We start from the raw sequence: 12,588 nt of genomic DNA on the forward strand, positions 1-12,588 counted from the left end.
GCCGGTCAGCCCACGGTCCACAGCTGGGCGGGCCGGCCGTCGCAGGGTCGCTGCCGGATCTTGTCGCCGGCCTCGGTGCCGTCGTCGTCGGCCTGCCCGCACTTGCCGCTGTGCGCGGCGACGAGCAGCACCGGGCCGGTGCCGGTGGCGGACAGCCGCCACTGCTGGTTGGCCCCGCCATGACAGGCGAATTGCAGAATGCGCGCGCCGTCGTCCGCGCTGGCACCCTCGACGTCGAGGCACTGCCCGTGGGCGGCGTTGGCCAGCGTCACCGTGTCGGCGCCGGCCGGACTGACCACCCACTGCTGCTCCGGGCCGCCGGTGCAGGTGGCCAACACCGCTTCCGCCGCCTGGCCGTCGCCGTCGGTCCCCAGGCAGAGCCCGGACGCGACGCGCAACATCCGGGGGCCGGTGGGCGGCGCGGCCGGGGTGGTGGCCGACGGGGTCGGCGATGGCTCGGCCGGGCTCGGTTCGGCCGCCGGGGTGGTGGGTTCCGCCGCGCTGGTCGGCGCGCTGACCGTCGCCGGCACCACCGGCTCGTCGTCACCGTCGAACAGCCCGGTGGCGAAGACCACCCCCAGGAGTACGCCGACCAGCGCGACCGCCAGCGCCACCCGCAGCAGCGGGTCGCTCAGCAGGCCGGGGCGGGGTGCCGCGCGGCGACCGCCGTAGACGGTGCCGGCGGGGCCGGGTCGTTCCTCGGGCGCGGACATAGGCGCCATCCTCACCCACCCCGGCGGGTCGGTGCCAGTCCGGCCACCACCGGGTCAGCCGACGACGCCCACCGACGGTGACACCGCTCAGCGGGTTGGCTGAGGGTCGGTGACATCCGCCACGGTGGCCGCCAGCGCGGCGATCGTCGCGTCGGCGTCGACCGCGACGGCGAGACCGCGTTCACCGGCGCCCAACGTGATCTGCCGGCCGCGTAGCCGCTCGTCGGCGATGACCGGCCAGGCCGTGCTCGCGCCGAACGGGGTGATGGTGCCGCGCTCGTAGCCGGTGGCGGCCAGGGCGCCCGCCGCGTCCGGCATGGAGAGCCGGTGCACCCCGAGCAGGGCGCGCAGCTTGGGCCAGGAGATGACCCGGTCGCCGGGGGTGAGCACGAACAGGTGCTCGTCCGCGGCCCGACGGACCACGATCGTCTTGACCACGTCCGGAACGGCCACGCCGCGAGCCGCGGCGGCCTCGCCGAGGCTGCCGACCTCGCCCTGGCGCAGCAGCCGGTAGGGCAGTCCGGCGGCGTCCAGGGCGATGATCGCGGGCGATGCCATGCACGCCACGGTAACCGTCGTGACTTCCACCGGACGGGAAAAGGCCACCGATGACATCCCACCGTTTCCCCGGTCCGGGCGTAAGGTGATCACATGCGCGCTGAGCGTGTGGATCACCCCATTGACCATGATCAAGCGGTGGACACGCTGCGGCGGTCGTACGCCGCGGTGCCCACGGGCGAGCCTGTCCGGCTGGCCAAACGCACCTCCAACCTGTTCCGTCCCCGGTCCGCACCCCGGGTCCCCGGGCTCGACGTGAGTGGCCTCGGTCGGGTGCTCTCGGTCGACCCGGCCGGGCGTACCGCCGACGTGCAGGGCATGTGCACCTACGAGGACCTCGTCGACGCGACGCTGCCGCACGGGCTGATGCCGCTGGTGGTGCCGCAGTTGCGCACCATCACCCTGGGTGGGGCGGTGACCGGCCTGGGCATCGAGTCGACCTCGTTCCGCAACGGTCTGCCCCACGAGTCGGTGCGTGAACTGGACATCCTCACCGGCTCGGGAGAGATCGTCACCGCCCGACCCGACGGTGAGCACGCCGACCTGTTCGCCGCGTTCCCCAATTCGCTGGGCAGCCTCGGCTACTCCACCCGGCTGCGCATCGAGCTGCAACCGGTCGGCCGGTACGTGGCCCTGCGCAACATCCGGTTCACCCGGCTGGAGGAGCTGGCCGACGCGATCGCCGAGGTGACCGCGACCCGCTCCTGGGCCGGTGAGCGGGTCGACGCGATGGACGGGGTGATGTTCAGCCCCGGCGAGTCGTACCTGGTGCTGGCCACGTTCACCGACGAGGCGGGGCCGCCGAGCGACTACACCGGGCAGGCGATCTACTACCGGTCGCTACGCCAGCGCACCCGCGACGTGCTCACCGCGTACGACTATCTCTGGCGCTGGGACACCGACTGGTTCTGGTGCTCGGCGGCGTTCGGCGCACAGCACCCGGTGGTGCGGCGGCTCTGGCCGTCGCGCTACCGGCGCAGCGACGTCTACCACCGGCTGGTCCGGCTGGAGCACCGTCACCAGGTGGCGGCCCGGATCGACCGGCTGCGCGGCCAGCCCGCCCGCGAGCGGGTGGTGCAGGACGTCGAGATCCCGCTGGAACGCATGGCTGACTTCCTGCGCTGGTTCGCCGGCGCGGTGGGGATGACCCCGGTGTGGCTCTGTCCGTTGCGGTTGCGCGAGCCGGCGGGTCCCGGCTCGGCCCGGTCCTGGCCGCTGTATCCGCTCCGGCCGGGGCAGGACTACGTCAACATTGGGTTCTGGGGGAGCGTGCCGATCGCGCAGGGCGCCGCCGACGGCGACGTCAACCGCACGATCGAACGCACGGTGTCGGAGTCGGGTGGGCACAAGTCGCTCTACTCGGACGCGTACTACGACCGGGACGCCTTCGACCGTCTCTACGGCGGCGAGACGTGGCGTGCGGTGAGGGACCGCTACGACCCGGACCACCGGCTGACGGGACTGTACGAAAAGGCGGTAGCACGAGCATGAGCCTGACCGATCGCGACCAGGGCGCGGCGAGCGCCTCAGCCACACCGCCGGCGGGGGGCCGGCAACCGGGACCGACTGTTGCGGACGTGGTCCGCGCGGTCACCGCCGGGCCGCTGCCGGTGCGGATCACCGGGTACGACGGCAGCGCGGTCGGCCCGTCGGACGCCGGGATCACCCTGTCGATCCGCTCCGAGCGGGGTCTGTCGTACCTGCTCACCGCCCCCGGCGACCTGGGCATGGCCCGGGCGTACGTGAGTGGCGACCTGGCGTTGCAGGGGGTGCACCCGGGCGACCCGTACGAGGCGCTGCGGGTGCTCAAGGACGAGCTGCGGCTGCGCCCGCCGTCGCTGAGCGAGGGGCTGGCGCTGGTCCGCGGGCTGGGCTGGGAGCGCCTGATGCCCCCGCCGGCCCCGCCGCAGGAGGCGCAGCCGCGCTGGAAGCGGGTGGTGAACGGGCTGCGGCACTCGCGCGTGCGGGACAGCACGGCGATCTCGCACCACTACGACGTCTCCAACGCCTTCTACGAGAAGGTGCTCGGCCCGTCGATGACGTACACCTGCGCGGTCTTCCGGTCTCCGGAGGACACCCTGGAGCAGGCCCAGGCGTCGAAGTACGACCTGGTCGCCAACAAGCTGGCGCTCAAGCCGGGGATGCGGCTGCTCGACGTGGGCTGCGGCTGGGGCGGCATGGTCCGGCACGCGGCCCGCGAGTACGGCGTGAAGGCGCTCGGCGTGACGCTGTCGAAGGCGCAGGCGCAGTGGGCGCAGGCCGCGATCGAGCGGGAGGGGCTGACCGAGCTGGCCGAGGTGCGGCACCTGGACTACCGGGACGCGCCGATGGAGCAGTTCGACGCCATCTCCTCGATCGGGCTGACCGAGCACATCGGGGTGCGCAACTACCCGGCCTACTTCGGGGCTCTGCGGGACCGGCTGCGGCCGGACGCGCGGCTGCTCAACCACACCATCACCCGGGCGAACAACCGGGCGCCGCACCGCTCCGGCGCGTTCATCGACCGGTACGTCTTCCCGGACGGCGAGTTGGCCGGCCCGGGTCGCCTGATCAGCGAGGTGCACGACGTAGGGCTGGAGGTGCACCACGAGGAGAACCTGCGCCAGCACTACGCGCTGACGCTGGCCGCCTGGTGTCGCAACCTGGTCGACAACTGGGACTTCTGCGTCTCCGAGGTCGGCGCGGGCACCGCGCGGGTGTGGGGGCTCTACATGGCCGGCTCGCGGATGGCGTTCGAGCGCAATGAGATCCAGCTGCACCAGGTGCTGGCCACCCGTACCGGCCCGAAGGGTGAGAGCAGCTACCCGCTGCGGCCGGACTGGCTGCCGTGAGCTGACCGCCGTCGTACCGCGAGAAGCCGCGCCGAAAAGTCGGCGCGGCTTTTCGCGAAGCGATTGACAAACAAGTTTTGTACGTACAAACTGATTTTGCCATGAAGGATGTCCTGTACCTGGAGCAGATCGAGCAGGCCGAAGTCCTGCTCAAGCCGCAGCGCGTCGAGGTGCTGCGGCAACTGGCCGAACCGCGCACCTGCACCGAGGTCGCGGCCCGACTCGACCAGACGCCACAGCGCGTCTACTACCACGTCAAGCAGCTCGTCGCGGCCGGCCTCGTCGACCTCGTCAACGAGCGCAAGGTCCGCGGCATCACCGAGGGCATCTACCAGGCCGCCGCGCGGTCCTACTGGCTCTCCCCCCGGCTCGTCGGCCGGATCGGGCTGCGTCGGGCCCGCGACGAGCTGAGCCTGGGCTACCTGCTCGACCTGATGGAGGAGGTCCAGGCCGACATCGCGGGCCTGGACCGGGCGGCGCCCGAGCTGCCCTCGATCGGGGTGTCCGGCGAGATCCGGGTCCCCGCCGAGCAACGACAGCAGTTCATGCACGACCTGCAAACCGCACTGCAAGACCTGTTCACGCGCTACGGCGGAAGCGAAGGGGATGCCTTCAAGCTCGCCGTGGCCTGCTACCCGAAAGGGACCAACAATGAGTGAGCCGTTGAAGGTGCACGCCCGTCTCTCCGCGCCGATCGAGCGCGTCCGCCAGGCCCTGACCGACCCGGCCGAGCTGCGCCTCTGGCTGGCCGAGCACGCCGAGGTCGAGCTGCCCCAGCGGTACGAGTTCTGGGGCCGCTTCACGCCCGAGGGCGACGCCCCGCACCAGAGCCTGCTGCACGCCGACGACGACACGCTGCGCTTCTCCTGGCTGCTCGACGGGGTGGAGACCACCACCGAGCTGCGGCTCGCCGCCGAGGGCCCGGGCAGCACCGTGCTGTCGCTGACGCAGAGCCACTTCGACTTCGCCGAGGCGATGAGCGGCAGCAGCATCCGAGGCGTGCTGCAGACCTACTGGGCGCTGTCCATCGCCAACCTGGCCGCCCACCTGGAGGGCCGGGCGCTGCTGCCGAGGACCGACTTCACCTCCGCCGACCTGCGCGGGGAACTGGTCATCGCCGCCCCCGCCGACAAGGTGTGGGAGTCGCTGACCGACTCGGAGCAGGCCAGCGCGTGGTTCGGCTACCCGATCGGGATCGAGCCCTGGGTCGGCGGCCGGTACGCCATGGGCGGCTTCGAGACCGGCTACGCGGCCAAGGTGGTCGACCTGGAGCCGGGCCGCAAGATGAGCATCGACTGGGGCCCCACCGGGGTGTCGACCTGGGAACTGGCCGAGTCCAACGGGCGGACCACGCTGACGTTCGTGCAGAGCGGCTTCGACGAGACCAACCCCCCGTACGGGGCCTGGACCGGTTCGGTGTCCGGGTTGGCCGAGCTGCGCCGCTTCCACGAGATGCCGGACTGGCAGCCGATCTGGCTCGCCACCGAGGTGCCCGGCCTGGACCCCCAGCCGACCGGAGCAGCCAGCTGAACGCGTGACCCGGTCTCGCGATCGTGCTCGATCAAGGATGTAGTGGCCTCGTTCGCACCGTGAGGGCACGACATCCTGGATCGAGCACGATCGCAGGCCGGTCCGCCGCCAACCCGTGCCCGGGGCCGCGCTTGGAGGAGTGTTCGGGGCGACAGTGATCGACGACTCAGGCGATGGCGGCGATGTCTCCGTCATCGAAGTAGATGGCCTGGTGCAGTCGGCCACCTAGGGCTGCGGCGTACCGGGCCACCACTTCCTGACCGGAGATGCGGCCCTGCTCGATCTGGGAAACCCGCCCCTTGGTCACACCCATCCGCTCGGCGATCTGCTGCTGCGTGAAACCGCGGCTGCGTCGTACCTCAGCGAGACGGTGCCCGACGACCTGCGCGAGCAGCTCCTCCCTGCCCGCTTGGACAGCCGCCTCGCCGCCGGCGCGCTGCACGTACTCGGCCCGGATGTCCGTCCACCGCACATGACCACTCACCGCTGTCCCCCCTCCTGCTGTGCGCGTTCTTTCAGGTAGATCTCGTAGCGTTGCTCCGCGAGCGGGATGGCATGCCGATACCAACTCGTCCACTGGCCTGCCTTGTCCCCAGCGACGAGCAGAATGCTGGAACGCCAAGGATCGAAGACGAAGAGGATGCGGACGGTGCCAGGTCGCAGCTCCTTCAGATTCGCGATCGAGGACCCGGTGATCGTATCGACCAGCGGTCGGCCGAGTCCTGGCCCGGCTTCGGCGAGCGCGTCGATCGCCTGCACGACCCGGGCGAACGCTGCCTGGTCCAGGCTGTCGATCCAGGCACGGACCTCGTCGACGATGAAGACGTCCCACTCCTCCTGGCGCACCGCGAGAGTATACCAATCGCTAAACCAGGTCACTTGGTGATTTGTGCGGGTGGAGTGGGTACTGATGTGCGATGTTCTTCATCTTCGGCCTGCGTACCAAGGTCGACCGGTTGGGTGTCGTGCAGCAGGTGTGCCGTAACTGCGGCAACCAGGCCGCACAGGTGATCACCCGCCGCTCGACGAAGTTCACCCTCTTCTTCGTTCCCCTCATCCCGATCCGCACCCGGTACGCGCAGCAGTGCACGTACTGTGCGGCGGAGTACGAGATCGCCAAGTCCGACGTCGAGCGTCTCCCGGTCGGCTGAACCCGCGATGCCACGCTTCCTCTGCTGGTTGATCGGTTGGCAGGACGAGCCCACCGGTCCCGCTGTGCACACCGTCTCGCGACCGCCGTGCACCCCCGGTCGGCGCAGACGTCGCCGCGTCCGCCGTCCGCTGGCCGGCACCGCGCTGCCCCGCTCACCCTGGAACCGCTCCGCCGGCCGCTGACCCTGGGGTGTGGGCGCGGATGCGCAAGGGGCCGCCCGCAAGGGGTTGCGCTGACCTGTGTGGACATTCGGGCTCTGGCGGGTGTCTCGCCCGCTGGCTAGGCTTTCGAAGTTTGCCGTGGACTGGTCCATCCGAGGGTGCACGTACGACGAAGAGCCGGAGCGACCGTGTCGCCACAGGAGGTCAAGCAGGCCGCGGGGGGATTCACCCGGACGGGCCGCGCCGGGCTGTTCGTCGCCGGGATGGTGCTGGTCTCGGAGGCGGGCTGGTTGGCCGCCGCGCTGCCCGGCGCCGCGCTGGTCAGTGACCTGGGCGCGCTGCTGGTCGCCGGCTGGGCGACCGTCGCCTGCGCCGGGGTGGCCCGCTGTCACCCGACCCCGCTGCGCAGATTCTGGACGCTGCTCGCGGCCACCATGGCGCTGGCCGCGTTCGGCCGGGCGATCTGGACCGCGCAGCGGGTCACCGGCGGCACACTGCCGCACACGCCGCTGGTCGGGGCGATCTTCACCGCCGGCATCCTCACCGGCGCCGCCGCGCTGCTCTGCTCGCCCTCCGCGCCACGGACCGGCGTCGGGCGGGCCCGGACGCTGCTGGACGGGGTGATCGTCGCGCTGGCCCTGGTGCCGATCGGCTGGGTGCTGGTGTTCCGGGGGGTCGCCGCCGCCGAGTTGGCCGATTCGGCACGCACGCTGGGGTTGCTCTTCCCGGTGTTCGACCTCATGCAGCTGACCATCCTGCTCACGGTCGTCGGGCCGGGCCGACCGGTGTGGCGGCCGATGAGTGTGCTCGCGGTGAGTTTCGCCATCCGGGTGGTGGCCGACGTCGGCTACGTCTCGCTGGTCGCGCAGGGGAACTACACGCCCGGTCACCTGATCGACGTCTGCTGGCCGCTGACCTACCTGCTGATCGGCCTGGCCACCCGCTACCCGCCACCGCCGGACTGCGACGGCACCGAGGACACCGCCGAGTCAGCGCCGCCGCCGTGGTGGCGCGTGGCGTTGCCGTACCTGCCGGTCGGCGGGGCGATCATCGCGGTGGTGGTGGCCCGTCGGCCCACCGGGCAGTCTCCGCACCTGCTCTTCGTGACCATGATGGCGTTGCTGGCGGCCCTCGCCCTGCGGCAGGGGTTGGCCGCCAACGAGAACCTGCGCCTGGTGGCCCGGCTGCGTCGGCTGGCGTACGACGACCAGCTCACCGGACTGCCCAACCGGTTGATGTTCAACCGACGGCTGCGCCTGGCCCTGCGCGACGGCCGGCCGGTGGCCGTGCTGCTGCTCGACCTGGACGGGTTCAAGCAGGTCAACGACCGTTTTGGGCACGCCACCGGTGACACCCTGCTGACCGGGCTGGCGGCCCGGATGCGGACGGCGGTGGCGGGTGACGGAACGATCGCCCGGCTCGGCGGCGACGAGTTCGCGGTACTGGTCGACGGCGATCGACCGGTGCCACCGGAGCGGCTGGCCGAACGGCTGCTACAGGCGCTGCAACCCTCCGACGGCGAGGAGGACGCCGGCGTACACCCGTCGGCGAGCATCGGCATCGCCGAGTACGGCCCGCAGCACACCTCCCACAGCGACCTGCTGCGCGACGCCGACATCGCCATGTACGCGGCCAAGGCGGCCGGCAAGTCCGCGTACCGGACGTGCACCCCGCTGCTGCGCGAGTCGGCCGTCTCCCGGGCCGAGCTGATCGCCGACCTGCGTCGGGCGGTCGACGAGAGGCAGTTGCAACTGGAGTTCCAACCCATCGTCGATCTGAGCACCGGCGCGGTGCTCAGCGCCGAGGCGTTGGTGCGTTGGCGGCATCCGCGGCTCGGGGTGCTGTCGCCGGCCCGGTTCCTGCCGCTGGCCGAGGAGACCGGGCTGATCGTGCCGATCGACCGTTGGGTGATCCACGAGGCGTGCCGGGCAGCGGCGACCTGGCGCGGGCGGGCACCGGAGGCGACCGTCGCGGTCAACATCGCCGCCGCGCACCTGCGCCGTCCGGACCTGATCGCCACGGTCACCGCGGCCACCGCGAGCGCCGGGTTGGCACCGCGCGCGTTGACCCTGGAGCTGACCGAGTCGGCGTTGATCGAGGGGACCGAGGCGGTGCTGGAGCGGCTGCGGCAGCTCCGGGAGCTGGGCATCAAGATCGCCATCGACGACTTCGGTACCGGGTACTCGTCGTTGAGCTACCTGCACCGCATCCCCGCCACCGAGCTCAAGATCGACCGTTCGTTCGTGTCCCGGCTCGACACCGGCGACGACCGGGCGTACGCCACGGTGCAGATGGTCACCCGGCTGGCCGACGCTTTCGACCTGTCGGTGGTGGCCGAGGGGGTGGAGACCGAGCGGCAGCACGAGGCGGTCACCCGGATCGGCTGTCCACGCGGGCAGGGCTATCTGTACGGGCGGCCGGACCACCCGGCAACGGTGGGTCAGAATCGGAGTTGACCCTCACGTAGCGGCAGGCGGCAGCCTGGTTCCCGGAAGGGAGGGGACCATGGCGTACACGGTGGGTCAGGTGGCGAAGGTCGCCGGCGTGACGGTACGGACGCTGCATCACTACGACGAGATCGGGCTGCTCTCGCCGAGCGGACGGACCTCGGCCGGCTACCGCCGCTACGACGACGCGGACCTGGAGCGGTTGCAGCTCGTCCGGTACTACCGGGAGCTGGGTTTCCCGCTGGAAGAGATCGCCGCGATCATCGACGACCCGGCGGCCAGTCCGGCCGCGCACCTCCGCCGCCAGCACGAACTGCTGACGGTACGGATCAAGCGGTTGCAGGAGATGGTCACGGCGATCGAGTTCGCGATGGAGGCGAGCAAGGTGAACATCCAACTCACCCCGCAGGAGCGGTTCGAGGTCTTCGGCGACTTCGACCCGGAGGAGCACGAGGCCGAGGCCGAGCAGCGTTGGGGCGACACCGACGCGTACCGGGAGTCGAACCGGCGGGTCTCTCGCTACACCAGGGACGACTGGCTGCGGAACAAGGCGGAGAACGAGGACTGGGGTCGGCGGATCGTCGCGCTGCTGGCCTCCGGCGCACCGGCCGACGGCCCGGAGGCGAGGGAGCTGGCCGAGGAGCACCGGCAGATCATCAACCGCTGGTTCTACGAGTGCTCGTACGAGATGCACACCGGGCTGGCCGACATGTACCTCGCCGACGAGCGGTTCACCGCGCACTACGAGAACGTCGCGCCAGGGCTGGCGGCCTACCTGAACGAGGCGATCCACGCCAACGCGATCAGCCGCGCGTGAGCCGGTGCGGTCCGGCTACTCTGGCCGGACCGCACCGCGGTCAGCGTCGATCGGCCACCGGCCGGTGGTGCGCCGCTCGGGGGAGATGACCGTGAAGAAGCCGAAGCTGATCGCCGCTGGCGCCGTCCTCGCCGTGGCGGTCGCCGCCGGGGTGTGGGCCCTGGTGGCCGTCGGCGACGAGCCGGACGCCGGCCGTCCGGCAGCCGATTCGTCGCCGGCCCCGGTCGCGACGGACCCGGTCAGCGTGCTGGTCGCCGCCGCCGCCAAGGTCGACGCGCAGCCGTACAAGCTGACCGTGGCGGCCGGCGGCACGGGCGGCGGGGACGGCACGGTGCTGGTGTGGGATCCGAAGGCGCGGCGCGGCCTGGAGACCACCTCACTCAAGGTGCCCAACGGCGAGGTGAAGATCGAGCGGCTGACCACCGGATCGGACGTCTACGTGCGGGTCACCGCACCGGACCGGCGGATCACGGTCTGGGACGGCCGCACCTGGTGGCACGTCGGCAAACCGGGCAAGCCGGCCGGCAAGCAGGGCCTGGACAACACCCGGCTGGCCGGCACGCTGGCCGCGCCGGCCGGGGTCCGGCAGACCGGGGTACGCGAGTACGCCGGCACGCTGGACCTGCGCGAGAGTGGCGCGCTGCTGGGCAGCGGCGTCGACCAGGTGCTCGGCGACCGGGCCGCGGCGGTGCCGTTCACCGCCGCCGTCGACGAGCAGGGGCGGCTGGTCCGCTACCGGATCGAGCTGGCCAGTGAGCAGTCGCAGACCGCCCAGCTCGACCTGACGTACTCGGACTTCGGCCTGCCGGTGACGGCCGACCCGCCGGCGGCCGACCAGGTCGGCGAGGACCCGCCGGCCAACATCCCGGGCGCCTGACCCCGGCTCACTCCTCGTACGCCCCGTCGGCCGGTTCGACCAGGAAGTCGTAGACGGTACGGGCCATCCGACGGACCGTCTCGTCACCGGTGGCCATCGGCCCGGCGGTGAGGAACGCGACGGCCGTCTCCGACCCGGGGATCAGGTAGTAGCCGACGTCGTGTGAGACGTCCGGCAGGTCACCGGTCTTGTGCGCCACCGGCACGCCGGGCGGCAGGGCGGCCGGGATCTTGGTGTTCAGGGTCTGCTCCCGCATGAAGCCGATCATCAGGTCCCGGGAGGCGGGGGTGAGGATCTCGTCGTCCCAGACCGCGCCGAGCAGCGACACCACGTCGTCCGGGCTGGTGTAGTTCTCCTCGCCGCGCAGCGCGGCCGCGCTGTCGAGCATCCGGCGGGCCAGGATGGTCGATCGCTGGTTCATCGAGTCGATCAACGCGTTGACCGGGGCGAACCCGCCCAGGTAGGTGATCAGCACGTTCGCGGCGATGTTGTCGCTGTACTTGATCAGGTACTGGGCGAGCCGGCGCAGCGTCACCACCTGCGGAAACGTCTCGTACTGGAGTTGACCGGTGCCGCCGACCACGTCGGCCGGGGTGACCAGCACACCCGCGTCGAGCGGGACCTGTCCACAGTCGACCCGGCGGAGCAGCTCGACCAGGATCCACAGCTTGATCACACTGGCCGCCTTGGGACGGAGTGCGCCGTTGACCGCGATCTGCTGGTCGCCGTACCGGCCGGACAGGTCGCGGACGGTGACCCCGGCCGGGTTGAGGCTGGCGTCGGCGACCACCCGGGCGAGCTGGCCGCTGAGCGGGAACAGTTCGGCTCCCGCGACCGGATCGGTGGGCGGCTGCGGGCTGGTGACCACCACGCCGGTCAGCTCCACCGGCTGGGCCTGCGGCCCGGACACCACGACCGCGCCCCGGGTCCGCCCGATCAGCGGCACCCGGTAGCGGAAGCTCCGGCCCTCCACGACGACCTCGCCGCTGGCCACCCCGGAGGCGACCCGCATGTCCGGATCGGCGACCCGGCCGGTGTCGCCGTCGCAGGCCCGGTAACGCACGGTGTGCCCGAGCGAGTCCACCGCGAACACCCCGCCGGGGAACGACAGCCAGGACACCTCGCTGGTCGGCGCGCGCTCCGGCGTCGGCTCCGCGCCGTACCCCGGCTCTGGTGTTGGTTGTGGGCCGGGGCCGTCGGCGGTGGCCGGCCCGGTCGTCGCGACCACCGCCAGCGCGACCGCCGCCGTCAGCCATTTCAGGGGTACGAGGGCGAACGGCCACGGCACGGAAGATGAGCGCTTCTTGTCGCTTTTTCTCACGTTTGCACGATATGAAGCGCGGGAGGCGGGTGGGGTCGCCGGGACGAGCGTCACCCGTCCGAGCGGCCATGCCTCGACGAGCGATATACCTCAGAGGCATAAATATGGGTCTTCTGCTCGATTCGTGGGTCGCTGGTGATCATCTTCCAGGGAGTTGGGGTCGGGGGCCTCCGAGGCTGA

13 protein-coding genes are annotated in these 12,588 nt (G+C 71.4%); 8 read left to right on the forward strand and 5 right to left on the reverse strand.

Features of this window, described 5'->3' with window-relative positions:
- Positions 1–5: 5 nt before the first annotated feature.
- Positions 6–713, reverse strand: coding sequence for an RICIN domain-containing protein (locus tag ACFQGL_RS27320; protein WP_377515376.1), 708 nt, complete (start codon positions 711–713; stop codon positions 6–8).
- Positions 714–800: 87 nt separating this feature from the next.
- On the reverse strand, positions 801–1,271 hold the full coding sequence (locus ACFQGL_RS27325; protein ID WP_377515377.1) for an aminoacyl-tRNA deacylase: 471 nt from the start codon (positions 1,269–1,271) through the stop codon (positions 801–803).
- A gap of 93 nt (positions 1,272–1,364) precedes the next feature.
- On the opposite strand from ACFQGL_RS27325, the gene ACFQGL_RS27330 reads away from it, so the two are divergent.
- From ACFQGL_RS27330 to ACFQGL_RS27345, 4 genes are all read left to right on the forward strand, one after another.
- Positions 1,365–2,762, forward strand: coding sequence for an FAD-binding oxidoreductase (locus ACFQGL_RS27330; RefSeq protein ID WP_377515379.1), 1,398 nt, complete (start codon positions 1,365–1,367; stop codon positions 2,760–2,762).
- Positions 2,759–4,102: a class I SAM-dependent methyltransferase gene (locus ACFQGL_RS27335; protein WP_377515380.1), complete on the forward strand. Its 1,344-nt coding sequence runs from the start codon at positions 2,759–2,761 to the stop codon at positions 4,100–4,102. The genes ACFQGL_RS27330 and ACFQGL_RS27335 overlap by 4 nt, the downstream gene beginning before the upstream one ends.
- A gap of 101 nt (positions 4,103–4,203) precedes the next feature.
- A complete protein-coding gene (locus ACFQGL_RS27340) occupies positions 4,204–4,761 on the forward strand; it encodes a helix-turn-helix domain-containing protein (RefSeq protein ID WP_377515381.1) in 558 nt (185 codons plus the stop codon).
- The gene (locus ACFQGL_RS27345; protein ID WP_377515382.1) at positions 4,754–5,632 is read left to right on the forward strand and encodes an SRPBCC family protein; all 879 of its coding nucleotides are present in this window, start codon (positions 4,754–4,756) and stop codon (positions 5,630–5,632) included. The genes ACFQGL_RS27340 and ACFQGL_RS27345 overlap by 8 nt, the downstream gene beginning before the upstream one ends.
- 166 nt (positions 5,633–5,798) lie before the next feature.
- Here the strand turns inward: ACFQGL_RS27345 and ACFQGL_RS27350 are convergent, their stop codons facing one another.
- Complete coding sequence (locus ACFQGL_RS27350) at positions 5,799–6,116, reverse strand: helix-turn-helix domain-containing protein (protein WP_377515383.1); 318 nt, start codon at positions 6,114–6,116, stop codon at positions 5,799–5,801.
- Complete coding sequence (locus ACFQGL_RS27355; protein WP_377515384.1) at positions 6,113–6,478, reverse strand: type II toxin-antitoxin system RelE/ParE family toxin; 366 nt, start codon at positions 6,476–6,478, stop codon at positions 6,113–6,115. The genes ACFQGL_RS27350 and ACFQGL_RS27355 overlap by 4 nt, the downstream gene beginning before the upstream one ends.
- A 71-nt stretch (positions 6,479–6,549) precedes the next feature.
- On the opposite strand from ACFQGL_RS27355, the gene ACFQGL_RS27360 reads away from it, so the two are divergent.
- The 4 genes from ACFQGL_RS27360 (at position 6,550) to ACFQGL_RS27375 (ending at position 11,087) form a co-directional block, all read left to right on the forward strand.
- Positions 6,550–6,783, forward strand: a complete 234-nt coding sequence (locus ACFQGL_RS27360) for a zinc-ribbon domain-containing protein (protein ID WP_377515385.1) — start codon at positions 6,550–6,552, stop codon at positions 6,781–6,783.
- Between the two features lie 351 nt (positions 6,784–7,134).
- The gene (locus ACFQGL_RS27365) at positions 7,135–9,402 is read left to right on the forward strand and encodes a putative bifunctional diguanylate cyclase/phosphodiesterase (RefSeq protein ID WP_377515387.1); all 2,268 of its coding nucleotides are present in this window, start codon (positions 7,135–7,137) and stop codon (positions 9,400–9,402) included.
- A gap of 49 nt (positions 9,403–9,451) precedes the next feature.
- Positions 9,452–10,210, forward strand: a complete 759-nt coding sequence (locus ACFQGL_RS27370) for a MerR family transcriptional regulator (protein WP_377515388.1) — start codon at positions 9,452–9,454, stop codon at positions 10,208–10,210.
- Between the two features lie 91 nt (positions 10,211–10,301).
- Positions 10,302–11,087: a hypothetical protein gene (locus ACFQGL_RS27375; protein ID WP_377515389.1), complete on the forward strand. Its 786-nt coding sequence runs from the start codon at positions 10,302–10,304 to the stop codon at positions 11,085–11,087.
- Positions 11,088–11,094: 7 nt separating this feature from the next.
- Here the strand turns inward: ACFQGL_RS27375 and ACFQGL_RS27380 are convergent, their stop codons facing one another.
- Positions 11,095–12,408: a serine hydrolase gene (locus ACFQGL_RS27380; protein WP_377515391.1), complete on the reverse strand. Its 1,314-nt coding sequence runs from the start codon at positions 12,406–12,408 to the stop codon at positions 11,095–11,097.
- Positions 12,409–12,588: the final 180 nt, after the last annotated feature.

The sequence above is a fragment of the Micromonospora vulcania genome (assembly GCF_042658605.1).
GTDB classification, from domain to species: Bacteria; Actinomycetota; Actinomycetes; order Mycobacteriales; family Micromonosporaceae; genus Micromonospora; species Micromonospora vulcania.